Genomic DNA, 24792 nt, shown 5'->3' on the forward strand with positions numbered 1-24792 from the left:
TAAATTTCCCCGCCAGCGGGTGACCGCGCGGTTTCCCGCTCCGCGGGTGACCGTGTTCGGTCATACCGCCAACGGGGTACCGAGACCGTCGTCCCCGCTCGCCGACACAGACAGGTTGGACCCATGGACCGAGGCGCCACGAACCCCGTCCGCATCCTGGTGGTCGACGACGACCCGGGTGACGTGCTGATGATCGAGGAAGCCCTGGCGGACTCCGGCATCGCCAAGGTCATCGACGTGGTCGGTGACGGTCAGGAGGCGATGGAGTTCCTGCGGCAGGAGGGCCGGCACGTCGACGCCCGCCGACCCGACGTGATCCTGCTCGACCTGAACATGCCGCGGATGGACGGCCGGCAGGTGCTCGGCGAGGTCAAGCAGGACGACGACCTGCGCACCATCCCGATCGTGGTGCTGACCACGTCCAACGCGGACACCGACATCGTGGGCAGCTACAGCCTCCAGGCCAACGCCTACGTCACCAAGCCGATCGACCTGGACGACTTCAACGACGTGGTGCGCCGCATCGACGAGTTCTTCGGCCGGGTCGTGGTGCTGCCCAAGCGTTCCTGACCGCCCGGGGCGTCCCGGCGCGCCCCGACGCGTCGGGTCCGCCCCGGTCGTCGGCTCCGGGACCCGCCCCGCAATTGCTGAACATTTTTCTCGAACCGCCCCGGGGGCCGTCGGCTGCCGCGAGGATCGAGCTGGGACAGACGTACCAGCTTCCTGGGGGGCGACACGTATGAGGTTCTCCGTCGTTGAGTCCGGCTACGACCGGCGGCAGGTCGATTCCTGCCTGGACGAGCTCGGAGTCCGGTTGACCCGGCTCGCCGCGCGGGCGGAGGTGATCGCCGGCGCGGGGCGGGAGTGGGACCAGATCCGCCAGGAGACCACCCTGCTCCTGGCGATGGTCGACCGGCGGCGGGCCGCCGCCGACGGGGGCGCGGCCCGGCCGGCGGCCCCGCGTACGGCCGACGAGCTGCTGGCCCGGGCCCGCGCCGAGCTGGACGCCGCCCGGGAGGAGGCCCGGCAGTTGCGCGAACGGGTGTACGCCGAGGCGGTGCAGGCCCGCCGCGAGTTCGAGGCGTCACTGCACGAACGGCGGCACCGGGCGGCCCGGGTCGACCAGCTCCTGACCGGGCTGACCGTCGAGACCGTGCCGGTCGACACCCCGACCGCCGCCGCCGGGGGTGTCCCGGCCACCCGGGTCGCCACCGGCACCGACGAGGTGACGGTCGACCAGCCCGAGCCGGGCACCCGGGTCGCCTGACCCGGGGGCCCTACCGGTCCGCCGCCGCCCGTCGCGCGGTGGCGGCAGGGCCGGTTCAGAGCAGCGCGTCGACCACGGCGGCGGCCCGGTCCTCGTGCCGCGCGTACGCGCCGGGGTAGGCGGAGATCTGCACGGCCTGCGCGGCGGCGGTGATGCTGAGCTGCCGCCAGCCGGGAACCTCGGCCAGCGCGGAGTAGAACGCCCGCGCCGCGTAGGCGGGGCGCATCAGCTGGGCCACCGTGCCCCAACCGCTGCTCGGGCGCTGCTGGAACAGGCCCACCGAGTCGTGGTCCGAGCCGCTGCCCTGGTGCGGGTGGTCGTACGACTCGGGCAGCACGTCGCTGGCGAGGTTGTGCAGGTCGCTCTCCTGCATGGCGGTGGCGACGGCGACCACCAGCCCCCGGCGCGGCACTCCCAGGTCGACGCCGACCGCGACGATCACCTGGGCGTTGTCCATCTGCACCCGGGTGAGCCCGGCGACCGGGCGGGGCCGGACCGGTTTCGTCGTCGGCTTCGGCCGGGCGGCGCCGGGGGTGGCCGACGGGTGGGGGCTGGCCGGCAGGGGGCTGGCCGGCAGGACGGTCCGCTCCCGGGCCCGGGAGGCCCGCTGCTCGTCGGCGGCCCGGTCGGCCAGCACCTCCTGCACCGGCCGGGGTTGCCTGTCGACCCGGTGGGTCCCGGCCAGCGCGACGAGCCCCAGGCAGCAGGTCACGCCACCGGCGAGGGCGATCCGGGCGGGGGTCGAGGCGAGCGCGGCACCGATGCCCCGCCTGGGTGGTTCCGGCGCGCGGTGCCGGCCGATCCTCCGTTCGTCCGAGGCCACCGGGGTCGAACGGGTGGCCGGGCGGTTCCGGGCCGGCTGCTGCGCGGCGGTCTCGTCGGGGTGCACCCGACGAGGTTAGAGAGGTTTCGGCGGGAAACTGGCGGCGGTATGGGTGGCCTACGCCACAATCGGCCCGAATCCGCCCGGATATTCCCCGTATCGGTCTCTCAAAGCCGTGAACCGTACACGGCGCTTTTGTCGACTATACCGCTCTTGCCGTGATGAATAGGACGGGCAGCGGGAGTCGCGGGACGTCGGTCGAGGCTCGACCGAACGGCGGAGGCGACCCCGCCGGGACGGCTCGGGTCGCCTCCCCCGGACGCGGCGGGCCGTCGACGGCTCAGTGTCGGCCGTTCTCGGCCGCGCTCACCGTCAGCCGGTGCCGGCTGCTGTCGTCACTGGAGAACGGCCACAGCCGGTCGGCGTACGCGACCAGTTCGGCCAACTGCTCCCGGCTCAACCCGGCCGACGAGATGCTGGCGTGCACGTCGGCCCGGTACCGGCCGTCGTCGTCGCGCCCGAGCTTCGCCTCGGCGGTCACCTGCACCGTGTGCGCCTCGTCGGTGATCTCCCCGGCCGCCTCGACCGCCGCGTGGTGCAGGCAGGAGGCGAAGGCGGCGGCGAGCAGTTGCTCCGGGGTCAACCCGGTGCAGTGCGGCGCGAGCGGTGACGCCAGCGCGGTGGAGAGCCCACCGTCGTCGGTGCGTACGTGCCCGCCCGTGGCGGTCGCGCTGGCCTCGTGCAGCCAGGAACTCGGATCCGGCATCGCGTTCCCCCCTCATCCGTCGGCCGGGTTCCCGGCCACGAACGGGTGAAACGCCCGGCCCGGCGCGCCGACGGCCGGGATCAGACCGGTCCGGTCCGGGACCAGTCGTGCAACGCCACCGCCTCGGTCTCCTCGGCGGCCGCCCGTTCGGTCCACGGCGACACCGGTGCGGTGCGGGGCCGGGGCACCGAGGCCAGCATCGGCACGTAGACCCGGGCGTCGACCACCTCCGCCAGCTCCAGCGCCGCCACCAGACTGCTGGGCCGCTCGCGCGGGTCGTCGGCGAGACAGCGTCGGCACAGGTCGGCCACCTCGGGCGGGAGTCCCGCGACCGGCGGCAACGGCTCCGGCGTGATCTTCCGGCGGGACCCGACCAGCTGGGTGGCGGTGGTCCCCGCCGCGTACGGCAGCCGTGCGGTGAGGCAGTAGTAGAGCAGGACACCGACGGCGTACATGTCGGCGGCGGGGGTGGCCGGCTGCCTGTCGAACTGCTCCGGGGCCAGGTACGCCGGAGTCCCCACCAGCATGCCCTCCGGGCTGTGGTCGGGTGCGCCGGCCGGGGTCGCGATACCGAAGTCGAGCACCTTCGCCCCCGACGGGGTGAGCATCACGTTGGCCGGTTTGACGTCGCGGTGCACGATCCCGTGGGCGTGCGCCGCGGCGAGTGCGGCGGCCACCTCGGCGCAGACCCGGACCGCGATCCGCCAGTCCAACGGCCCGGCCCGCAGGTGCGCGGCGAGGGTCTCGCCCTCCACCAGCTCCATCACGATGTACGGCATCTCCCGGCCGGGCAGGGTCGTCGAGGTGCCGAAGTCGTGGACGCCGGCGACGTTGGGGTGCACCAGCCGGGCGGCGGAGCGGGCCTCGGCCCTGATCCGCTCGACCGAGGTCTGCTCCCCCCGGTGGGCGGGGGACATCAGCTTCACCGCGACCGGCCGGTCCAAGACGATGTCGTGGGCCCGCCAGACCTCCGACATCCCACCCATGCCGATGCGCTGTTCGAGCTGGTAACGCCCGGCCAGCGTCCTCATCGACCCGCTCCTGTCCACGCCGACCGCGTCGCCGGGGTGGCGATGGCGCTGTCGAGCCGGTACCCGGCCGCTGCGCTGGGCAAACCGTGCCCGCCCCGCCCAGCGGGCCCGGTCCCACTCCGGTGGACCCGGTCGAGCCACCCCGACCCGGCCCCGGGTGCGGTAGCTTGCCGTCAGTGGCCCGCGACCGCCGGCCGCCGGAGGGAGGCCCCGATGGGCGAGGTGACCGTACGCTTCGTCGGTGGGCCGGCCCACGACCTGGTCCGTGTCCTGCCGGCCGACCCGGCGGGGGCGCCGCCCGTCCGCTGGGTGCTGCGCCACCCGGACGCCCCACCGGCTCCCGGCGGGGGCGGCCCCGACCACCTCTACCAGCGGGACCAGCCGGCCGGCGACGACCACTGGACGATGTCCTTCGTGCACACCTACCCGACCGGCATGAGCCAGTAGCCGCACGCCGAACCGGCCCGTCGGTGGTCGGGCGCGATCCGGGGAACCGCCCCCCGACGCCGCCCGGCCCGGTACGGTCGAGCGGGGCCGCGCGCACAGCGGGCGCACAGGATGGGCACAGGGCAGCGCCAGTAACCGGTCCCACGATGGGGGCATGGTGACCGAGGGGCAGACCGCACCGCACCGGATCGAGTTGCGCCGCCCCGACGGCGAACCCGTCCGGGTACTCGTGGTCGACGACGAACCCACCCTGACCGACCTGCTGTCGATGGCGCTGCGCTACGAGGGGTGGCAGGTGCGCAGCGCGGGCAACGGAATGGCGGCGCTGAGCGCGGCCCGCCAGTTCCAGCCCGACGCCGTGGTGCTCGACGTGATGCTCCCCGACCTGGACGGCTTCCAGGTGCTGCGCCGGCTGCGCGAGCAGACCCCGACCGTGCCGGTGCTCTTCCTGACCGCCCGCGACGCGGTCGAGGAACGGATCGCCGGGCTCACCGTCGGCGGCGACGACTACGTCACCAAGCCGTTCAGCCTGGAGGAGGTCATCGCCCGGCTGCGCGCCCTGCTGCGGCGTACCGGCTTCGCGGTGACCGCCCGGGAGGAGGCCGTGCTCACCGTCGGCGACCTCACCCTCGACGAGGACAGCCACGAGGTACGCCGGGGCGACGACCTGATCACCCTGACCGCCACCGAGTTCGAACTGCTGCGCTACCTGATGCGCAACCCGCGCCGGGTGCTCAGCAAGGCGCAGATCCTCGACCGGGTGTGGAACTACGACTTCGGCGGGCAGGCCAACGTGGTCGAGCTGTACATCTCGTACCTGCGCAAGAAGATCGACGTGGGACGCGCGCCGATGATCCACACCCTGCGCGGCGCCGGCTATGTCCTCAAGCCCGCGCCGTGACCCGGTCGGTCGCCTCCGCCGCCGGCTGGCCGGCGGCCAGCGGCGTCACCGGTTGGCGGGCTGGTCGCTGCGTCGCCGGCTGGTGCTCACCGTGGTCGCGCTGCTGGCGGTGGTCAGCATCGGCATCGGCGGGCTGACCACCGTCGCGCTGCGGCACTTCCTGATCACCCAGGTCGACACCCAACTCGTCGGGGACAACCGCCGCTTCGACACCCGGCTGCCCTGGGACCGGACCCCGGGCCAGCCCCGCCCCCTCGACCAGACCGCCGGCCGGCAGGGGCAACCCGACCCGCCACCGACGTACCCGGTCGGCTCGATCGGGATGCGGATCATCCCGCAGGAGCAGTCGTCGGCCCGCATCCGCAGCGCCTCCGGCGCGACCGAGGCGCTCACCGCCGCCGACGTCGCCCCGCTGGCCGCGTTACCCGCCGACAGCAGGCCGCACACCGTCGACCTCGGCGAGCGCGGCGACTACCGGGCGGTGGCCCGCCGGGTTCCCGGCGGCGACACCCTGGTCTTCGCCATCCCGCTGCGTTCCGTGCAGGAGACCGTCTGGTGGATGGTCGTCGCCCAGGCCGGCGTCGCCACCGCCGGCCTGCTCGTCGCGGGCAGCCTGGGCGCGCTGATCGTCCGGGCCACGCTGCGCCCGCTGCACCGGGTCGCGGCCACCGCCGGGCGGGTCGCCGAACTGCCCCTGGACCGGGGCGAGGTGGCGCTGTCGGTGCGGGTGCCCGCCGTCGACACCGACCCGCGCACCGAGGTGGGGCAGGTGGGCGCGGCGCTGAACCGGATGCTGGGCCACGTCGCCGCCGCGCTCGCCGCCCGGCAGGCCAGCGAGACCCGGGTACGCCAGTTCGTCGCCGACGCCTCGCACGAGCTGCGTACCCCGCTGGCCGCGATCCGGGGCTACGCCGAGGTGGCCCGGCGGGGCCGCGACCGGGTGCCCCCGGACGTGGCCCACGCGCTGCGCCGGGTCGAATCCGCCAGCACCCGGATGACCAGCCTCGTCGACGACCTGCTGCTGCTGGCCCGGCTGGACTCCGGACGGCCGCTGGCCACCGGGCCGGTCGACCTGACCGCCCTGGTGGTCGACGCGGTCAGCGACGCGCACGTGGCCGGCGACGGACACCGCTGGCAGCTCGACCTGCCCGACGAGGCGGTGGAGGTGCCCGGCGACGCCGTCCGGCTGCACCAGGTGGTGGCGAACCTGCTCGCCAACGCGCGGGTGCACACCCCGCCCGGAACCACCGTCACCACCCGCATCACCCAGGTGCCCGGTGCGGTGGAACTCAGCGTCACCGACGACGGCCCCGGGGTGCCCCCGGAGCTGCGCGACGAGGTCTTCGAACGGTTCGCCCGGGGCGACAGCTCCCGGTCCCGGCAGCACGGCAGCACCGGCCTCGGCCTGGCCATCGTGGCCGCCGTGGTGGAGGCCCACCACGGCGGCGTCGAGCTGGAGAGCCGACCGGGCCGCACGGTCTTCACCGTCCGGCTGCCGGCCACCCCGACGCCCCCGGACAGCGCCGCGCCCGCGCCCCCGCAACCGGTCGCGTCGCCGCCGCCGGATTCCACAGCTCACGCATAGCTCGGTCACGGGGCGGCCCCAACCCGCTGTTCGAGGCTTGCCGCATGGACAGAACCGAGAGCCTGCTGAGGACGCCGGCCACCCCACCGGACGACACCGCGACCGCACCCCCGTCGGGTCCGCCCGCCGCCGCGACCGCACCGCCGGACCGCTCGGCGGCGGCCCACCCGGACGGCGGCGACGCGTCCCGCCGCGACCCGCGCTGGGTCAGGCCCGCGCTGGCCGTGCTGCTGCTCGGCACCGGTCTGCTCTACCTGTGGGGTCTGGGGGAGTCCGGCTGGGCGAACTCGTTCTACTCGGCGGCGGTGCAGGCCGGCTCCGAGAGCTGGAAGGCGTTCTTCTACGGCTCCTCCGACGCGGCCAACTCGATCACCGTCGACAAGACGCCGGCCGCGCTGTGGCTGATGGCCCTGTCGGTACGCATCTTCGGGCTGAACAGCTGGGCGATCCTGGTGCCGCAGGCGTTGCTCGGCGTCGCCTCGGTCGGCGTCCTGTACGCCACCGTCCGCCGCTGGTACGGCCCGGCCGCCGGGCTGATCGCCGGGACGGTCCTGGCGCTCACCCCGGTCGCCACCCTGATGTTCCGGTTCAACAACCCGGACGCGCTGCTGGTGCTGCTGCTGGTGCTCGGGGCCTACGCCACCGTGCGGGCGGTGGAGACGGCCGGCACCCGGTGGATCGTGCTGGTCGGGGTGCTGGTCGGCTTCGGCTTCCTCACCAAGATGCTCCAGGCGTTCCTGGTGGTCCCGGTCTTCGCCGGGGTCTACCTGCTGGCCGCGCCGACCGGCTTCTGGCGACGGATCCGGCAGTTGCTGCTGGCCGGCCTGGGGCTGGTCGTCGCCGCCGGCTGGTGGGTGGCCACCGTGGAACTGGTCCCGGCCAGCGCCCGGCCGTACGTCGGCGGGTCGCAGACCAACAGCATCCTGGAGCTGACCCTCGGCTACAACGGCCTCGGCCGGATCACCGGTGACGAGGAGGGCAGCGTCGGCGGTGGTGCCCGGATGGGCGGCGGCGGTGGGCCGTTCTCCGGGCAGACCGGCTGGCTGCGGATGTTCGACACCGAGGTCGGCGGCCAGATCTCCTGGCTGCTGCCGGCCGCGCTGATCCTGCTCGTCGCCGGCCTGGTGCTGGCCGGCCGGGCGGCGCGCACCGACCACCGTCGCGCCGGGCTGCTGCTGTGGGGCGGCTGGCTGCTGGTCACCGGGCTGATCTTCAGCTTCATGTCCGGCATCTTCCACGCCTACTACACGGTGGCCCTGGCGCCGGCGGTCGGCGCGTTGGTCGGCATCGGCACCGTCCTGCTCTGGCGGGAACGCCGGGCCGCAGCGGCACCCGTCGCCCGGGTCACCGGTTCCGCGGTGCCCGCCGGGCCGATCGCCGCCCCGGGTATCGACGCCGGGACGGGCCCCGCTGCCGACCCCACGGCCACCGCCGGGCCGGCTTCCGGTGTCGACCCCGCGCCCGCGTCGGCGACCGGTGGCGGCCGGTCCCTGCGGTGGCGGGGGTGGTTCGCCACCGTCGCCCTGGCCGTCACCCTGGCGGTGACCGCCTGGTGGTCCTGGCGGCTGCTCGGCCGCAGCGTCGACTTCCAGCCCTGGCTACGGTCGGTGGTGCTGGTCGCCGGGCTCGCCGTGGCGGTGTTGATCCTGCTCGCCCGGCGGCTGCCCCGGCGACTGGTGCCGGTGGTGCTGGCGCTCGGCGCGTCGGCCGCGCTGGCCGGCCCGGCGGCGTACGCGGCGCAGACCGCCGGCACCCCGCACACCGGGTCCATCCCGAGCGCCGGCCCGGCCGTGCAGGGCGGCTTCGGACCGGGTCGTGGCGGGCCCGGCAGCCGGATGGGCGGCGGCATGGAGTTCCCCGGTGGCGGCGGTTTCCCCGGTGGTGGCGGCTTCCCGGGCGGCAACCGGGACGGCGGCACCGGCCAGAACGGCCAGTTCCCCGGCTTCCCCGGCGGTACCGCCAACGGTGGCACCGGCCAGTTCCCCGGCTTCCCCGACGGCGCCGGTCAGAACGGCGGCACCGGTCAGGACGGTGGCGCCGGTCCGAACGGCGGCACCGGTCAGGACGGTGGGCGCACCGGGGGTGGCCAGGGGCGCATGGCCGGCGGGATGGGCGGCCTGCTCGACTCCCGGGAGCCGAGCGCCGCGCTGAAGGCGCTGCTGACGGCCGACGCCGACGACTACACCTGGGTGGCGGCGACCGTCGGCTCCAACAACGCCTCCGGCTACCAGCTCGCCACCGGCCGGCCGGTGATGGCGGTCGGCGGCTTCAACGGCAGCGATCCGTCACCCACGCTGGCCCGGTTCCAGGAGTACGTGGCCGCCGGGAAGATCCACTACTTCGTCGGCGGGGGCGGTTTCCGGGCCAACGGCGGCAGCTCCGCCTCCCAGGAGATCGCTACCTGGGTCACCGAGAACTTCACCGCGCAGACCGTCGACGGGGTCACCGTCTACGACCTGACCAGCGCCGGACAGGAGGCACAGGGATGACCACGACCGGCAGCCCCCGGCCCGCCGTACAGACCCGGACCGGCACCCCGACCGCCGTGCTCGACGTGGTGGTGCCGGTCTACAACGAGGAGGCCGACCTCGGTCCCTGCGTACGTCGGCTGCACCAGCACCTCAGTGCGCACTTCCCGTACCCGTTCCGGATCACCGTGGCGGACAACGCCAGCGTCGACGGCACCCTCGCCGTGGCCGAGGCGCTCGCCGCCGAACTCCCGCACGTCGAGGTACGGCACCTGAGCGCCAAGGGACGCGGCCGGGCGCTGCGGGTCGCCTGGTCGGCGTCGGACGCCCCGGTGCTGGCGTACATGGACGTGGACCTGTCGACCGACCTGGCCGCGTTGCTGCCGCTGGTCGCCCCGCTCATCTCCGGCCACTCGGACCTCGCCATCGGCACCCGGCTGGCCCGGACCTCCCGGGTGGTGCGGGGCGCCAAACGGGAGGTGATATCCCGGGCCTACAACCTGCTGCTGCGCGGCGCTCTCGCCGCCCGGTTCTCCGACGCGCAGTGCGGCTTCAAGGCGATCCGCGCCGACGTGGCCCGGGAGCTGCTGCCGCTGGTGCAGGACACCGGTTGGTTCTTCGACACCGAGCTGCTGGTGCTCGCCCAGCGCGCCGGACTGCGTATCCACGAGGTGCCGGTGGACTGGGTCGACGATCCGGACAGCCGGGTCGACATCGTGGCCACCGCCCTGGCCGACCTGCGCGGCATCGGCCGGCTGGGGCGGGCCCTGGTCACCGGGGCGTTGCCGCTGGCCGCGCTGCGCGCCCAGTGGGGCCGGGCGCCGCTGGCCGCCGCACCGGCGCGGGTGCCGGCCGGGCTGCCCGGTCAGTTGGCCCGGTTCGCCCTGGTCGGCGTGGTCAGCACGGTGGCGTACCTGGTGCTGTTCGTGGCAACCCGGGGGATGCTCGGCGCGCAACCGGCGAACCTGCTGGCGCTGCTGGTGACGGCGGTGGGCAACACGGCGGCGAACCGTCGGCTCACCTTCGGCATCACCGGCCGGCGGGCCGCCGGCCGGCACCACCTGCAGGGGTTGCTCGCCTTCGCCCTCGGTCTGGCGTTGACCAGCGGAGCGCTCGCCGCCCTGCACGCGGTCGGCACCCCGGCCCGGCCGGTCGAACTGGCCGTGCTGGTGGTCGCGAACCTGGCCGCGACGGCGCTGCGGTTCCTGCTGCTGCGCCTGGCGATGCACCACCGCCGGGCCTGACCGGCCGGGCGGTGGCGCGTGGCCACCTCCGGGCCCCGCGCACCGCCGGGCAGCCGGCGCGGGCCGTACGGCGTGGGGCCCGGAGGACCGGGTCGGCCGGGCGGGCGTCAGTTCACCGGGGTGACCGCCGCGCCTGCGGAATGCCCTCGTAGGTGTTCCCCGTGGGGCACCTCCGGCAGCGCGACGGTCCGCGCCACCGCCTCCGTGACCCCGGGGGAGAAGTCGGCGGTGGTCGCCCGGACGATCAGTTCCGGGTCCAGCCGTACCGACGTGGTGCTGCCCGAGCCGAGCAGGGTGAGCAGGGCGTGCAGCGCCTGCGAGCCCATGTCCCGCAGCGGGGTACGGATCGAGGTGAGCGGCACCAGGAGCTGGGCGTCCACGTCGATGTCGTTGTACCCGACCACCGCCACCTCCCGACCGACCCGCAGGCCGTGGTCACGCAGGGTGCCCATCGCCCCGATCGCGGCGAAGTCGTTCACCGCGAAGACCCCGTCGGGACGGCCGGTGTCCAGCAGCCCGGCCATCGCCGAGGCCCCACCGGCGACGTCGAAGGTGGACGGTGCGACCCACCGGGGGTCGACCGGCACGCCCCGGGCCTTCGCCGCGGCGAGGAAGCCCGCGACCCGGTCGGCGGCGGTGCTGGCGTGCCCGGGACCGGCGATCACCGCCAGCCGCCGGCAGCCCACGTCGATCAGGTGCTCGGCGGCGAGCCGACCACCGAGGCGGTCCCGGCCGGTCACCGACGGGAAACCCCGCGAGGCCCGACTGACCAGCACGAACGGTACCCCGTCGGCGGCCAGCCGGGCCAGCATCGGATCGTTGCGGCGGGCGTCACCGATGATCAGCCCGTCCACCCGTTCCCCGATCAACCGCTGGATGCGCAGCGCCCGCGCCTCGTCGTCGTCCCAGCTGCTGCTGACCACCGCCTGGTAGCCGGCGGCGGCAGCGGCGGCGTCGATGCCCTCGAAGACGGTGGCCAGCACGATATCGGTGATCCGGGGGACCAGCACGCCGATCACCCCGGTCTTGCCGCTGCGCAGGCTCGCCGCCCAACGGTCCCGGTGGAAACCCAGCTCCCGGGCGGCGGCCACGATCCGGGCCGCGGTCGCCGGGGCGACCCGGACGTCGTCGCCGCGCAGCACCCGGGAGACCGTGGAGACGTGCACCCCGGTGTGGCCGGCGACGTCGCGCAGGGTCACCCGCTTGTTCACTGTGCCTCCCGTGCCGGACCGGTACCCGTACCCGGCAACCTAGCTGAGATGACTGCCCCCGTTCACATCGAAGGTCATGCCGGTGACCGTGGCGCAGGAATCGGAGAGCAGGAACAGCACGATGTCGGCGATCTCCTGCGCCGAGGAGACCCGGCCCAGGGGCATCCGGGCCCGCAGCCCCGCCTTCTGTTCGGCGGTGAGCCGGTCGTGCATCGGGGTGGCCACCGGGCCGGGCGCGACGGCGTTGACCCGTACCGCCCGCGGTCCGAAGTCGACGGCCAGGTGCCGCATCAGGCCCAGCACCCCCGCCTTCGCCGCCGCGTACGCCGTGCCCGACAGCCGGGTGCCGCCGTCGCGGGCGTTGAGGCTGCTCATCAGCACCAGCGACCCCCCGCCGGCCGCCGCCATCCGGGGCACCACGGCCTGGGAGACGACGAACGCGGCGGTGAGGTTGTTCCGCAGGGTGCGTTCCCACTCGGTGAGGCTGGTCTGCTCGATGCCACCGGCGCTGACCACCCCGGCCAGGTGGGCCACCCGGCGTGGGGTGCCGATCGCGTCGACGAACTCGCCCACCGCGACCGGGTCGGCGGCGTCCACGCCGGTGGTGACGTCCAGCACGTGCACCGTCTCGCCCCGGGCGCGGGCGGTGGCGACCACCGCCGCGCCGATGCCGCTGGCCCCGCCGGTCACCAGCAGGCTCACGACGTACCGCCGAGGATCTCGTCGCGGGCCCGCCGGTAGGCGTCGGAGAGCAGCATCTCCGGCTGGGAGTAGACGACGAAGCGGACGCCCCGGTCGATCCAGCGGCGGGCCTCCTCGGCGGAGTAGGCCAGCATGCCGGCGACCCGGCCGGCGGCGACCACCCGCTCGACGAAGTCGACCGCGTGCTTCTCCACCTCCGGGTGGGTGGGCTGGTAGCCCAGACCCAGCTTGACCGACAGGTCGGCCCGGCCGAGCATCAGCACGTCGAGGTCGGCGGCGAGGATGTCGTCCAGGTTGGCCAGCCCGGCCGGGGTCTCGACGAGGGCGACGACCGTGGTGTTCTGCCCGGCCCAGGTCAGGTAGCGGTCGAAGTCGCCCCGGGCGGTGCCGTGCCCGGCGGCCCGCGCCGCCGAGCACAGCGTCCGGTCACCGACCGGCGGGTAGTGGGTCAGCCGGGCCGCCTCGACGGCCTGCGCGCCGGTCTCCACCAGCGGCAGCACCACCCCGCCGGCGCCGCTGTCCAGGGACCAGAGCAGGTCCTTCTCCTCGATCCGGCGCAGCCGGACCAGCGGGGTGGTCCCCGCCGAGCCGGCCGCCCGGACCATCGCCAGCACGCTCTGCTCGTCGGCGGCGGCGTGCTCGGTGTCGACGACCAGGAAGTCGTAGCCGAGGGCGCCGAGGATCTCGCCGATCGCCGGTTCCTGGAGCAGGGTCAGGCTGCCGAGGGCGACGCCACCGTCGCGCAGCACCTCGGCCAGCCGGCTCGGACGGGGAAACATCAGGACTCCAGCTTCTGCACGCCGCCGCAGTCGCGGTTGGCCGGCACCTCGCCGACGATCTTCAGGGCGGCGTCGACGACGGAGCCGTCGTGCCACTCGCCGACCTCGGGCAGCTTCTCGATGATCTTGTTGTCGAGCAGCCACTTGCCGTCCTCGGCGGTCACCGTGGCGGTGTCCACCCGACCGTTCGGGTCCATGTACGGCCACTGGTCGGTGCCGTACAGCTTGGTGATCGTCGCCGCCGGCACCTTGGTCCGCTCGGCCACGATCTTGATGACGTCGTCCTTGTTGGCCGGGTCCTGGTAGTAGCGCACGCCCTCCAGCCAGCCGGCCATCCACCGGGCCGCGACCTCGGGCCGCTTGCTGATGAAGTCCTGCGACATGGTGATCAGGCCCTGCTCCTGGTTCGGGGCCACCTCGTTCATCGCCAGCACCCGCTTGGCCTGCCCGTCGGTGATGAGCTGGTACGCCAGCGGCTGCACCACGAAGCCGGCGTCCACCGCACCGCTCTTGAGCGCGTTGGCCGTGTCCGGGTAGCTCAGGGTGACGATCTGCCCCAGGTCGGACTGCTTGAGCCCGACCTCACCCAGTGCCCGGTCCAGCCAGTACTCGGTGGTCGAACCCTTGGCCAGGATGGCGACCTTCTTGCCCTTGAGGTCGGCCACGCTCTTCAGGCCGCCGTCGAAGGCCTGGGTCCGGGCCAGCAGGAGGTTGTCCGAGGCGCACCGGTACTGCTGCCGGTCGGCCACCGCCCGCACCCGCAGCCCCTGGTTGACCGCGTTGAACAGCGCGCCACCGGTGCCCGGGATGTTCACGTCCAGCTTGCCCTGACCCTGCACCGCGAGCCGGGAGTAGATGTCGGCGTTGCTGAACTCCACCTCGACCTGGTGCTTGCCGAAGAAACCCTTCGCGTCCGCCACCATCATCGGTGCCAGCGAGAGGATCTCCAGCGAGTTGACCGTCACCTTGTCGGTGCCGCCGGCCCCCGTCGACTCCGCGTCGTTCCCGCAGGCCGCGGTGCCGAGCAGCAGGCTCGCCCCCAACAGCGCGGCGATGACACCCTTGTTCTTGATTGTCATGATTGGCCCTCCGTCCAGCTGAAGAAGCGCCGCTGCACGCGCAGCGTCACCGTGGTGAGGAAAAAGCCCATCGCCGCGATCACCGCGAGCGTGGCGTACATGTTGTCGATCTGATAGATCTGCCAGTACCGCCAGGTCATCGACCCGACGCCGTCACTGGCGGCGAGGAACTCACCGGCGATCGTGCCCAGCAGGGCGAGCCCCGCGGCCAGCCGGATACCGGCGAAGATGGACGGCAGGGCACCCGGCAGGACGATCTTCCACAGGATCTGCTGCCGGCCGGCGCCCAGGTTGCGGGCCATCAGGATCAGCCGCTCGTCGACCTGGAGCACCCCGGACATCGCGTTCACCACGGCCGGGAAGAACGAGATGATGCCGGCGAGCACCACGATCGGCCGTCCGCCGGTGCCGAAGATGACCAGCAGCAGCGGCAGGATCGCCACCACCGGGATCGGGTACGTGATAGCGATCAGCGGATCGATCAGCACCCGCACCCACCGCGACCGCCCCATCGCGATGCCCAGCAGCGTCGCCGGGATCACGCCGAGCAGGAAACCGAGCAGGATGCGCTGGGCGGTGATCCCGATGTTCGGCAGCAGCTCCCCGGAGGAGAACAGGTCGACCAGCGCCTGCACGCACTCCGACGGGGCCGGGAAGAAGGTCTTGTCGATCAGCCCGGCCATGCTGCCGACCTGCCACAGCGCCAGCACCACGACCACCGGCACCATGCTGCCCAGCCCGCTGCTGAGCAGCTTGAAGCCGCGACCCGGCGGGCGTTCCGCGCGGGGGTCCACCGCGTAGCGGACCACGGGTTCGTCGGTCGCCCGCTCCCGGGTCGGCACGCTCTGCTCGCTCATCGGTCCCCCTTCGCTTCCGCCCACTCGGCCGCCAGGGTGGCGTCCCGCAACTGCGCCCACAGGTGGCGCTTCAACTCGGTGAACCGCGGGTCCAACTCGACGTCGCGGGTACGCGGCCGGGGGAACGGCACCCGGATCTCCTCGACCACCCGGGTCGGCCGGGGTCCGAGCACGATGATCCGGTCCGCCAGCAGCAGCGCCTCCTCGATGCTGTGCGTGATGAACAGGACCGTCTTGCGGTGCCTAGACCAGACCTGGAGCAGCTCGTCCTGCAGCAGCGTGCGGGTCTGGGCGTCCACCGCCGCGAACGGCTCGTCCATCAGCAGGACCTCGGGGTCGCTGGCCAGCGCGCGGGCGATCCCGGCCCGCTGGCGCATCCCGCCGGACAGCTCGTGCGGCTTGTTGTCGGCGAACGCCTCGATGCCCATCATCGTCAGGTGCTCCCGGGCCACCTCCCGCCGCCGGGCGGCGGGCACCCCGCGCAGTTCCAGCCCGAACGCGACGTTCTCGGCGATGGAGCGCCACGGGATCAGCGCGTAGTCCTGCCAGACGATCGAGGTGAGCGGACCGGCGGCGGTGCGTTCGCCGACGAACCGGATCTCCCCGTCGTCCGGCCGGCGCAGCCCGCCCAGCAGGCCGAGCAGCGTCGACTTGCCGCATCCGCTCGGCCCGATGACGCAGATGAACTCCTGCGCCTCGATCGTGGTGCTGAGGCTGCCGACCACCGACAGTCGGCTCCCGTCGGCCCGGGGATACCCCTTGGCCACGTTGTCGATCTCGATGCGCATGGTCACTGCCCTCCGTGGGCCGGCAGGTCGGAGTAGTGGTGGTGCCACCAGTCGGCGATGTCGCGCCGCCTGGCGAACCAGACGCCGGGCAGGTCCTGCGCCCAGGCGATGAGGTCACGCAGCGCGGAGGCCCGCCCGGCCTGGCCGATCAGCCGGGCGTGCAGCCCGATCGAGATCATCTTGGGGGAGGTCTCGCCCTCCTCCCACAGGTACTCGATGCCCCGCCGGCAGTTCTCGAAGAAGTCGGTCGGGTTGCCGTAGCCGGGGCTGAAGGCGAACCGGCCGTCGTTGTACGTGTGCGTGTACGGCACCACCAGATGCCGCTGTCCCGCCACCTGCACCCAGTACGGCAGGTCGTCGTTGTAGGCGTTGGAGTCGTACCGGAAGCCGCCCTCCTCGACCAGCAGCCGCCGCGTGCGGTCCGACGGGGCGTACCGGGAGTACCAGCCGACCGGGCGTTCCCCGCACAGCTCGGTGATCGTCGCCACCGCCTGCCGGATCTCGGCGCGTTCCTCGTCCTCGGTCATCCCCGACGGCTCCCGCCAGCGCAGGCCGTGCGAGCAGATCTCGTGCCCGGCGTCGACGAACGCCCTGGTCAGCGGCCGGTTACGGGCCAGCGCCTCGGCGCAGCCGTACACGGTCACCGGGGTCTGCGTCCGGTCGAACAACCGCAGCAGCCGCCACGCCCCGGCCCGGCTGCCGTACTCGTAGACCGACTCCTGGGACAGGTCCCGGTGCTCGGCGCTGGTCGGCGTGTACGAGATCTCGCCGACCCACTCGTTGACGCTGTCGCCGTCGAGGAGGCTGTGTTCGGCACCCTCCTCGTAGTTGAGGCACAGGCTCACCGCCACCCGGGCGCCACCTGGCCACTCGACGCGGGGCAGGTCCCCGCCGTAGCCGATGAAGTCCCGCTCGGTGCCGGGTTCGACTCTGATCACCATGTCGTCGTGTCCTTTCTGCCGGATGGGCCGGCCCCAGCGGGAACCGGCGGCGGACCGCCGTTCGGATTCGGTGCCCCACCGCGCACCAGCGCGGTGAGGTCTCGCAGTCGGGTCGCCCCGGGCGCGCGGGCCAGCCCGTACAGCAGCTCGGCCGCCCCCGCCGGCACCCCCGGGGTGCGCAGCAGCGCGGCGTCGACGGCGGCCAGGTCGTCGGCCGTCATCGGGTCCTCCCGGTCGCCGTGGTGGAACCGGGCCCGCCCGGTCAGCCGGGCACCGCCGTGGGTCGTCACCTCCACCACCGCCGGCCGGCCCGCCGGATACCCCTGGTCCAGCCCGGGGTCGTGGCGTACGGTCACCCGCTCGGCGAGCCGGGCGGCGTGGGCCCGCCGGTCGTCCGGCCCGTCCGGGGCACCCGGGTCGGTGCCGAGCAGCCCGCAGGCCACCACCCACGGGATGCTGAACTGGCGGGCCAGCCGACCGGCCGGACGCCGTTCGGCGAGCAGGGCCGCCCCCGCGTAGGTGTGCACGGTCACCGCCGCGACCTCGTCGGCGGTGAGGTCCCGGGTCATCGCGCGGGCCACCGTCCAGGCGGTCAGGGTGTGCGCGCACACCCCGACCGGCTTGAAGTAGATGTCGGGCAGCAGCGGTCGGGGCAGCAGCGCGGCGTCCACCGGCCGGTCGGTGCTGCCCTGGTGGACGGTCCGGCCGAGGTGGGGCAGCACCGGGCCGGTGGCCGGGAACCCGGCGTCGGCGAGCCGGGCGACGGTCAGCCCGTTGGCGGTGCCCAGGGCGGGCAGCAGGTAGTGGGCGGCGTGCCCCCGCCGGGTGTCGGCCTCCGGCCCGGCCAGCGCCACGGTCAGTGCCAGGTTCACCGTCGCGGCCAGTCCGGCGGCGTCCTGCCCGGCGACGGTCCCGGCGGCGGCCGCCGCCGCGCCGACGCCCCACCCACCGTGCGGGTGCACCCCGGGGCGGGGCGCGCCCAGCAGCAGCCCGAGCCGGGCACCCACCTCCCAGCCGACCGCCAGCGCCCGCAGGAACACCCGCAGGCTGCGGTCCTCGGCCTCGGCGGCGGCCAGGGCGGCGGCGTACGCGTGCAGTCCCGGGTGCCCCCGGGATTCGCGCAGCCCCTCGTCGCACTGGCTGACGGTGATCGCCGCCGCCGTCACCGCGGCGGCCCGCGCCGGCTGGTCCGTCCCGCCCGGCGCGGCCAGCAGGCTGCACGGGCCGTCCGGGTCGCCGGCGGTGTCCAGCCCGGCGGGCAGGTGCCCGTGGGCCGCGACGGCGTTGGCGGTCAGCCGGGCCGCCACCTGCCGCACCAGCACCTGCCCGCCGCCGGTGGCCAGCAGCGTGTCGGCGGCCTCTACGGCACCGGCGACGAGCGTGGCCAGCACGTCGTCGTGGGCGTCGGACCGCCGGTGACCGGTCACGGCGTGATCACCTGCTTGCCGAGCACCCGCCGGTCGGCGAGCGCCTGGTGGGCCCGGCCGGCGTCGGCCAACGACAGGACCGCGTCGACCCGGGGGGTGAGCTGTCCCGCCGCGACCAGGCCCAGCACCCGGGCGATCTCGTCGGGACGCTGGCTGCGTGAGCCGCGCAGCTCGTACTCGTTGCGGAAGGTCTCGATGAGGTCGAGGTGCGGATGCTCCCCGGCGTGGCCGCCGCTGACGATCAGCCGGCCGGTGGGGGCGAGGGTGCCCAGCGCGGCCTCGAAGACGTCGCCGCCGATGTGTTCGACGATCACGTCGAAACCCGCGCCCCCGGTGATCTTCCGGGCCTCGGCGGCCCAGTCCGGGTCGCGGGTGCTCAGCACCGCGTCCGCACCGAGCGAGGAGACGAAGTCGGCCTTCGCCGGGTCGCCGATGAGGCCGACCACCCGGGCGCCGCCGAGCTTGGCGAGCTGCACCACCGCGTGTCCGAGCCCACCGGCTGCGCCCGGGGCGAGGACCCACTCGCCGGGGGCGAGCCGACCGATGGAGTACAGGGTGCGCCAGGCGGTGCCGAAGGAGATCGGGGTGGCGGCGGCGACCACCGGGTCGAGGTCGCCGATGTCCAGCAGGCCGCGCGCCGGGGCCACTGCGTGCCGGGCGTACCCGCCCCACCTGGTGATGCCGGGCATGTCGGCGTTCGGGCAGAGGTTGGCCCGCCCGGTCAGGCAGCGGGGGCAGCTCCCGCAGGGCGTGTTGGGCAGCACCAGCACGCGGTCGCCCGGGGCCCGGCCGGTGACCCGGGAGCCGAGCCGTTCCACCACGCCGACGACCTCGCGGCCGAGCACGTGCGGCAGCCGCAGCGGCATCCGGGACACCCCGCTGCGCAGGTCGGCGTCGAGGTGGTTGACGGCGACCGCGAGCACCCGCAGCAGGACCTCGTCGGGGCCGGGGTCCGGTAGGTCGACCTCGGTGAGGGTGAGCGTCTCGGGGCCGCCGTACCCGTTCATGGTCACTGCTTCGGTCTTCACGAGCGACGTCCTTCCACCATGGTGCGCAGGGCTTCCGGCACGGCGCCGGGTTCTTCGACGGCCAGGGCGAGGGCCAACGCGACCCGGGCCTGGGTGCCGGTGAGGTCACCGGCGAAGAGCGCGCCGGCGCGGGCGAGGGTCGCCCCGCCGCCGGCGTAGACCGGGCGGACCCGGCCCGCCCCGGTCCGGCTGGTGATGACCACGGGTACGCCGCGTCGGCCGGCCTCCGCGATGGCCTCGGCGACCGCGGGCGGGGCGTTGCCCGCGCCGAACGCCTCGACCACGATGCCGGCGGCACCGGCGTGCAGCGACGCGCGCAGGTGGGTGCCGTCCGCGCCCGCGACGAGTTTGACCAGGTCCACCCGGGGCAGCCGGGCGGGGATCGGCAGGTGCGCGTAGTGCCCGCCCCGGGCGGCGGTGGAGACCCGCAGCACGCCGTCCGGGTCGACCAGGGCCAGCACGCCGGCGGTGCCGCCGGAGAACGCCGACACCGCCGAGGTGTGCACCTTGCGGCTCTCCACCGCGGCGTACGCGACGCCGCCCATGACCGTCGCCGCGCCGAGCGGCCGGGGTGCGGTGACCACCCGGATCGCGTCGGCGAGGTTGCGCCCGGCGTCGGAGTCGGGCTCGTCGGCGCCGCGCTGGGCCCCGGTCAGCACGACCCGGGCGTCGGGGCCGGTGAACTGCCCGGTCAGGTAGGCGGCCTCCTCCAGCGTGTCGGTGCCGTGGGTGACGACCACGCCGGAGAACCCGTCGTCGAGCTTGGCCCGTACCGCCCGGACGGTGGTCAGCATGTCGTCCAGGGAGAGCGTGAAGCTCGGCCGGCAGGACAGGTCGAATCCGTGGATCTCCGCGTCGGTCGTGCCGGGGACGTTCTTCAGCAGGTCCGTGACGGAGTCGGTCACGGCCAGGCCCTCGTCGGGGTCCCACCGCGACGCGATCGTCCCACCGGTTGCCAGAACCGCGATCCGCACCGGCCACACCCCCTTTGCGCAAACGATTGCTCAATCGAGGTGATGACAGTTGCACAAACGTTCGCCCTGCACAAGAGCTGCGAGAACGTGAATCCGTGGAAGTTATGGATTGGTTGCCTGGTCGATGACGTACGGATGTCGGGCCTGTTGCGGTGTCCGTCGCCGTCCGGTTCCCGGGTCGCCACGGTGTCGCGTCGCGGCGGGCGGCCGGCGGCGTGGCAGGCTGGGACCGTGTACCGGGAACGACCCGCCGGGGTGATCGACGCAGCGGTGCTCTGGGCCAGCGAGAGCCGCCCGGACGCCCCGCCGACCCGGGTGCTGCCCGACGGCTGTCTCGACCTGCTCTGGTCCAGCCGCTCGGGGCTGCTGGTCGCCGGCCCGGACCGCACCGCGCAGCTCAGCGTGTCGGCACCCGGGGAACGGTGGCGCGGGGTCCGGCTGCCACCCGGGGTGGGCCCGGCCGTCTTCGGCGTCCCCGCCGACGAACTGCGGGACCGCCGGGTGCCTCTCGACGCCCTCTGGGGGCGCGACGCCGTCCGGCTCACCGAGCAGCTCGGCGCGTCGCCCACCGCCGCCGCGCTGGCCGCGATCGCCGTCGACCGGCTCGCCCGGGGAGGCGGCGTCGACCCACTCGGCCCCCGGGTGGCCGCGCTGCTCGCCGCCGGCGCCACGATCACCGCGACCGCCGCCGAGGTCGGCCTCGGCCCGCGCGCCCTGCACCGGCGCAGCCGGGCCCTCTTCGGGTACGGCCCCAAGACCCTCGCCCGGATCCTGCGGCTGCACCGCGCCCTGGCGCTGGCCCGTCTCGGCGTCGGACTGGCCGAGGTGGCCGCCCGTGCCGGTTACGCCGACCAGGCCCACCTCACCCGCGACGTCCGGGACCTGGCCGGCGTTCCACCGACCACCCTGCTCGGCCGCTGACCACCTGCATCACCCCGGGCGCCCGGGTTCCCGAGCCTTCGCGACCGGGCCCGCCGGGCGCGGTGCCGGCGTTTCAGCGGTGCCGGCGTCCGGCGGTCCGGTGGTGCCGGCGGGCGGTGGTGCCGGCGGCCCGGTGGTGCCGGCCTGCTCGGCGGCGGGTTGGGCGATGGTGGTCAACCCGAGCACGGCGGACAGGTCGTGGTCGGCGGCCCGGTGGTGCCGGCGGTTCGGTGGCGGGTGCGGACCGCGCCGCGGTAACGGCCCCGAGGGGCGCCCGTGGTGCTCTTCCGGACCGTCCCGGCTGGTCCCGGGTCGCGGCGGTGGTCCTGAGGTTCACGGCGGTGGTCCTGGGGCTCACGGCGGTGGTCCTGAGATCCGCCGCCGACCGCGTGTCGACGTGACCGTCGGGCCGACCCCGGCCACCTCGGTCCACCCCACCCGTTGCCCGTCACGATGGGCGTGGCGAGGGGGTGCGGTTGTGCACCGTGGGCCCTTTCGAGCTGATGACGTCAACGAATCGCGCCCGCACGTGGCCGGCCGGGAGTCCGCCGGTCCTCACCGCAGGGTGGGTGCGCTACCCGGATCGATGCGGCTCCTCCGAGGTCACTTCGACGCTGGCCGTTCGACGCTGACTGTCTGGACACTGGTTGCTTCGTGCCGGTTGTTCCGATGCTGGCCGTCCCGATGCCGGTTGCTTCGTGCCGGTTTGCTTCGTGCCGGTTGTTTCGATGCCGGCCACCTTGACGTCGGTCGCCTCGCGTCCGGTCCGGCGGCGGCCGTCGCCGGCCACCTTGACGTCGGTCGCCTCGCGTCCGGTCCGGAGGCGGCCGTCCTCCGCTCCTTGGTGTCCCGTGCCACGGGAGCCCGGACCGGTCCGCGTCGACGTCGCCGTGAACCGTTGGCGTCATCAGCTCGAAAGGGTCCGCACCCACCACTGGCTCCTGATCCTGACACCCCTGTCCCGGGCCGAGCAGCCGTCACCCGTCCGCACCTGGCGGGTCCACTGCGGCCCGCCCGGGGCGGCGCGCCGCGCCTGCGGGTAGCGGCGGGCGCCACCGGACGGGGCCGCTTCCAGCGGGGCGGGGAGCTGACGCCGCGCCCGGGTGGGTCGGCCGGGTCCGTACCGGGAAGGGGCGGCCGGGTCCGTACCGGGAAGGGGCGGCCAGGTGGGTCAGCTCGGTCCGGGGGATGCGGAGTCGGGCGTGCCGGCGGGGCGCGGGGCATCGAGGGGTGCGGTGTCGAGGGGTGCGGTGTCGAGGGGCGCGAAGAGGTCCACGCCGTTGCCGTCCGGGTCGTGCAGGATCGCGTACCGCTGGCCCCAGACCGCGTCCCACGGGGCGACCTCGCCGTGGAAACCCGCCTCGGTGAGCGCGGTCCAGTACCGGTCCACCTCGGCCGGGTCGGCACACAGGAAGGCGAGGCTGGCGCGTGGGCTGCCGCTGGGTGGCGTCCAGTCGGGGTGGAAGCCGCGCAGCATCGTCACGGTGTCCCAGGCCAGCCGCAGCCCACCGGGCAGGGTGACCTCGACGTGGTCCTCGTGGTCGGCCCCGGCGGGGATGTCCAGCCCGAGCCGGCGGTAGAAGTCCAGGGTGCGGGCCATGTCGTTGACCGCGGTGCCGATGAGGTCGAAGCGGGGCGTCATATGGCCAGGGTAGGGCGGACGTCGCCGCGGGGTCTTGAACGGAACGGACCGGGCCGAGGAAACCATGTCCCCCTCGCGGCAGGACCGGACGACGTACGGTGTCAGGGGAGCAAACCGTCTTTAAGGTGTAAATGCCTCATCCGTCGTACCTGGCGGCGGTCCATGACGGCGAAGGAAGGGAGCGGGCCGATGATGCACCTGGCCTACCTGGACGCGGGGTCCGGCAGCCTGATCGTGCAGGCGGTGGTCGGCGGAACAGCGGGCGCGGCGGTCGCCGCGAAGCTTTACTGGCGGCGGGTGGCGGCCCGGTTCCGGCGCGGGTCCGCCGAGCCCACCGAGGCCCCCGCGTCCGGCCAGCCCGGCACCACCGTGACCGACCAGTCCGCCACCGTGACCGACCGGCCCGCCACGACACCGGCCGAGGCGGCCCGGGCCGACCGGCAGCCGCGCCAGCCGGCCGGCAACTGACCGGGGGCGTACCGATGACCGCCGCCGACCTGCGCATCCGGCCGGAACCCGGCTCCTTCCGCGACCCCGCCAACCGGGTCTTCCACCTGGGCGACCAGGTGCTGCGTGGCCTCGGCCCGCAGGGTGCCGCCGACTGGCGGGCCCTCGCCGGCAGCGATTTCTTCGCCGCGCTGCTCGCCGAGGGCAAGGTCTGCGGCACCGCCCCGGTCGACCCGGCGACGCTGCCGGACACCGGATGGACGACGGTGCTGCGGCACGAGCGCATCCCGTTCGTCTCGCACCCCTACGAGTGGTCGTTCGGCATGCTGCGCGACGCCGCCCTGCTGCACCTGGAGATCCTGGGCCGGGCCCTCGAGGCGGGGTTCACCACCAAGGACGGGTCGGCCTACAACCTCCAGTGGCGCGGTGCCACCCCGGTCTTCATCGACGTCGGCTCGTTCGCGCCGCTGACCGGGGGCGAACCGTGGGCCGGCTACCGGCAGTTCTGCCAGACGATGCTCTACCCGCTGCTGCTCCAGGCCCACCTCGGCGTGAACTTCCAGCCCTGGCTGCGGGCCCGGGTCGACGGCATCGAGGCAGACCAGCTGCGCCCACTGTTCCGGGGCGTCCGCCGGCTGCTGCCCGGGGTGCCGACGCACGTTCACCTGCACGGCGCGATGCAGGCCCGGCACGCCGGGGCCAGCAGCAGCGCCGTCGCCGCCCAGCTGCGCGACGCCGGCTACTCGCGGGACCTGGCGCTGGCCACCGTACGCCGGTTGGCGCGGTTGGTGCGCCGGCTGGACCGTCGGGTCGACGGCGGCCACTGGGTCGACTACCAGCGCACCTGCGGGTACACCACGGCGGACCGGGCGGTCAAGGAGAGCTTCGTCGAGGCGGCGGTGGCCGACGTCGCCGCCGGCCTGGTGCTCGACCTCGGCGCCAACGACGGCCGGTACGCGCGGACAGCCGCCCGGCACGCCGCCCAGGTGGTCGCCGTCGAGCAGGACCCGGCCGTGGTGGACGCCCTCTACCGGGCGCTGCGGGCCGAGGGCGACCAGCGCATCCTGCCGCTGGTGATGGACCTCGCCGACCCGTCGCCCGGCGGCGGCTGGCGGGGGGTGGAACGGGCCGGGTTCGCCGACCGCGCCCACGCCGACGTGGTGCTCGCCCTCGCCGTGGTGCACCACCTGGCGATCGGCCGCAACGTGCCGCTGGCCGAGGTGATCGGGCAACTGGCCGGCTACGTCCGACCCGGCGGACGGCTGGTGGTGGAGTTCGTCCACCCGCAGGACCCGATGGCGCGGCGGCTGTTGGCGAACAAGCCGGCCGGGCTCTTCCCCGACTACCACCGCGACGAGTTCGCCCGGCTGCTCGCCGCCCGCTGCCGCGTGGAGCGCCAGCAGGAACTGCCCTGCGGCACCCGGACGCTCTACCAGGCGGTGGTGGGTGGCTGAGCCTGTCCCG

22 protein-coding genes and 2 pseudogenes are annotated in these 24792 nt (G+C 74.4%); 10 read left to right on the forward strand and 14 right to left on the reverse strand.

Annotation, left to right across the window (positions count from 1 at the left end; translation table 11 throughout):
* The first annotated feature begins 123 nt into the window (after nucleotides 1–123).
* Entirely contained in the window at nucleotides 124–570 is a 447-nt protein-coding gene (locus ACN268_RS03490; protein ID WP_088645276.1) for a response regulator, read from the forward strand.
* 169 nt (nucleotides 571–739) lie between these two features.
* Nucleotides 740–1267, forward strand: coding sequence for an ATPase (locus tag ACN268_RS03495; RefSeq protein WP_421481689.1), 528 nt, complete (start codon nucleotides 740–742; stop codon nucleotides 1265–1267).
* A gap of 55 nt (nucleotides 1268–1322) precedes the next feature.
* Here the strand turns inward: ACN268_RS03495 and ACN268_RS03500 are convergent, their stop codons facing one another.
* From ACN268_RS03500 to ACN268_RS03510, 3 genes are all read right to left on the reverse strand, one after another.
* On the reverse strand, nucleotides 1323–2156 hold the full coding sequence (locus ACN268_RS03500) for a hypothetical protein (RefSeq protein WP_421481690.1): 834 nt from the start codon (nucleotides 2154–2156) through the stop codon (nucleotides 1323–1325).
* 274 nt (nucleotides 2157–2430) lie between these two features.
* Complete coding sequence (locus tag ACN268_RS03505; RefSeq protein ID WP_204924582.1) at nucleotides 2431–2856, reverse strand: OsmC family protein; 426 nt, start codon at nucleotides 2854–2856, stop codon at nucleotides 2431–2433.
* Between the two features lie 80 nt (nucleotides 2857–2936).
* Entirely contained in the window at nucleotides 2937–3887 is a 951-nt protein-coding gene (locus ACN268_RS03510) for a serine/threonine-protein kinase (protein ID WP_421481691.1), read from the reverse strand.
* A gap of 213 nt (nucleotides 3888–4100) precedes the next feature.
* Between ACN268_RS03510 and ACN268_RS03515 the strand changes: the two genes are divergently transcribed.
* The 5 genes and pseudogenes from ACN268_RS03515 (at nucleotide 4101) to ACN268_RS03535 (ending at nucleotide 10532) form a co-directional block, all read left to right on the forward strand.
* Nucleotides 4101–4334 carry a hypothetical protein gene (locus tag ACN268_RS03515; RefSeq protein ID WP_421481692.1) on the forward strand — a complete coding sequence of 78 codons (234 nt, stop codon included), beginning with the start codon at nucleotides 4101–4103 and terminating at the stop codon, nucleotides 4332–4334.
* Between the two features lie 154 nt (nucleotides 4335–4488).
* Nucleotides 4489–5235 (forward strand): response regulator transcription factor, encoded by a 747-nt coding sequence (locus ACN268_RS03520; protein ID WP_204924579.1) that lies wholly within the window; start codon nucleotides 4489–4491, stop codon nucleotides 5233–5235.
* Nucleotides 5236–5287: 52 nt separating this feature from the next.
* Nucleotides 5288–6733, forward strand: a pseudogene (locus tag ACN268_RS03525) (HAMP domain-containing sensor histidine kinase); the annotation flags it as partial.
* Between the two features lie 131 nt (nucleotides 6734–6864).
* Nucleotides 6865–9309 (forward strand): glycosyltransferase family 39 protein, encoded by a 2445-nt coding sequence (locus ACN268_RS03530; RefSeq protein ID WP_421481693.1) that lies wholly within the window; start codon nucleotides 6865–6867, stop codon nucleotides 9307–9309.
* Nucleotides 9306–10532, forward strand: a complete 1227-nt coding sequence (locus tag ACN268_RS03535; RefSeq protein WP_421481694.1) for a glycosyltransferase — start codon at nucleotides 9306–9308, stop codon at nucleotides 10530–10532. Before ACN268_RS03530 ends, ACN268_RS03535 begins: the two co-directional genes overlap by 4 nt.
* A gap of 107 nt (nucleotides 10533–10639) precedes the next feature.
* Here the strand turns inward: ACN268_RS03535 and ACN268_RS03540 are convergent, their stop codons facing one another.
* Genes ACN268_RS03540 through ACN268_RS03585 form a run of 10 tightly spaced genes read right to left on the reverse strand, consistent with a single transcriptional unit; the run spans nucleotide 10640 to nucleotide 20318 of the window.
* Nucleotides 10640–11743, reverse strand: coding sequence for a LacI family DNA-binding transcriptional regulator (locus ACN268_RS03540; RefSeq protein ID WP_421481695.1), 1104 nt, complete (start codon nucleotides 11741–11743; stop codon nucleotides 10640–10642).
* 39 nt (nucleotides 11744–11782) lie between these two features.
* The gene (locus ACN268_RS03545) at nucleotides 11783–12445 is read right to left on the reverse strand and encodes an SDR family NAD(P)-dependent oxidoreductase (protein WP_421481696.1); all 663 of its coding nucleotides are present in this window, start codon (nucleotides 12443–12445) and stop codon (nucleotides 11783–11785) included.
* On the reverse strand, nucleotides 12442–13224 hold the full coding sequence (locus ACN268_RS03550; RefSeq protein WP_363654411.1) for an HpcH/HpaI aldolase family protein: 783 nt from the start codon (nucleotides 13222–13224) through the stop codon (nucleotides 12442–12444). The genes ACN268_RS03545 and ACN268_RS03550 overlap by 4 nt, the downstream gene beginning before the upstream one ends.
* A complete protein-coding gene (locus tag ACN268_RS03555; RefSeq protein ID WP_421481698.1) occupies nucleotides 13224–14303 on the reverse strand; it encodes an ABC transporter substrate-binding protein in 1080 nt (359 codons plus the stop codon). The genes ACN268_RS03550 and ACN268_RS03555 overlap by 1 nt, the downstream gene beginning before the upstream one ends.
* Nucleotides 14300–15160, reverse strand: a complete 861-nt coding sequence (locus ACN268_RS03560; protein WP_421481699.1) for an ABC transporter permease — start codon at nucleotides 15158–15160, stop codon at nucleotides 14300–14302. Before ACN268_RS03560 ends, ACN268_RS03555 begins: the two co-directional genes overlap by 4 nt.
* A complete protein-coding gene (locus tag ACN268_RS03565) occupies nucleotides 15157–15948 on the reverse strand; it encodes an ABC transporter ATP-binding protein (RefSeq protein ID WP_421481700.1) in 792 nt (263 codons plus the stop codon). The genes ACN268_RS03560 and ACN268_RS03565 overlap by 4 nt, the downstream gene beginning before the upstream one ends.
* Before the next feature lie 2 nt (nucleotides 15949–15950).
* Nucleotides 15951–16889 (reverse strand): polysaccharide deacetylase family protein, encoded by a 939-nt coding sequence (locus tag ACN268_RS03570; RefSeq protein WP_421481701.1) that lies wholly within the window; start codon nucleotides 16887–16889, stop codon nucleotides 15951–15953.
* Nucleotides 16883–18316, reverse strand: a complete 1434-nt coding sequence (locus tag ACN268_RS03575) for an MmgE/PrpD family protein (protein ID WP_421481703.1) — start codon at nucleotides 18314–18316, stop codon at nucleotides 16883–16885. The genes ACN268_RS03570 and ACN268_RS03575 overlap by 7 nt, the downstream gene beginning before the upstream one ends.
* Nucleotides 18313–19344 carry a quinone oxidoreductase family protein gene (locus ACN268_RS03580; RefSeq protein WP_421481704.1) on the reverse strand — a complete coding sequence of 344 codons (1032 nt, stop codon included), beginning with the start codon at nucleotides 19342–19344 and terminating at the stop codon, nucleotides 18313–18315. The genes ACN268_RS03575 and ACN268_RS03580 overlap by 4 nt, the downstream gene beginning before the upstream one ends.
* On the reverse strand, nucleotides 19341–20318 hold the full coding sequence (locus tag ACN268_RS03585; protein WP_421481705.1) for an asparaginase: 978 nt from the start codon (nucleotides 20316–20318) through the stop codon (nucleotides 19341–19343). Before ACN268_RS03585 ends, ACN268_RS03580 begins: the two co-directional genes overlap by 4 nt.
* A 231-nt stretch (nucleotides 20319–20549) precedes the next feature.
* Between ACN268_RS03585 and ACN268_RS03590 the strand changes: the two genes are divergently transcribed.
* Nucleotides 20550–21239, forward strand: coding sequence for a helix-turn-helix domain-containing protein (locus ACN268_RS03590; protein ID WP_421481706.1), 690 nt, complete (start codon nucleotides 20550–20552; stop codon nucleotides 21237–21239).
* 1243 nt (nucleotides 21240–22482) lie between these two features.
* On the opposite strand, the pseudogene ACN268_RS03595 reads toward ACN268_RS03590, so the two are convergent.
* A pseudogene (locus tag ACN268_RS03595) lies at nucleotides 22483–22881 on the reverse strand (VOC family protein); the annotation flags it as partial.
* Between the two features lie 189 nt (nucleotides 22882–23070).
* Here ACN268_RS03595 and ACN268_RS03600 point away from each other — a divergent pair.
* Nucleotides 23071–23349 (forward strand): hypothetical protein, encoded by a 279-nt coding sequence (locus ACN268_RS03600; RefSeq protein ID WP_421487061.1) that lies wholly within the window; start codon nucleotides 23071–23073, stop codon nucleotides 23347–23349.
* 14 nt (nucleotides 23350–23363) lie between these two features.
* The gene (locus tag ACN268_RS03605) at nucleotides 23364–24782 is read left to right on the forward strand and encodes a class I SAM-dependent methyltransferase (RefSeq protein WP_421481707.1); all 1419 of its coding nucleotides are present in this window, start codon (nucleotides 23364–23366) and stop codon (nucleotides 24780–24782) included.
* Nucleotides 24783–24792 lie beyond the last annotated feature (10 nt).

Source organism: Micromonospora sp. WMMD735 (assembly GCF_049178995.1).
Lineage (GTDB): Bacteria > Actinomycetota > Actinomycetes > Mycobacteriales > Micromonosporaceae > Micromonospora > Micromonospora wenchangensis.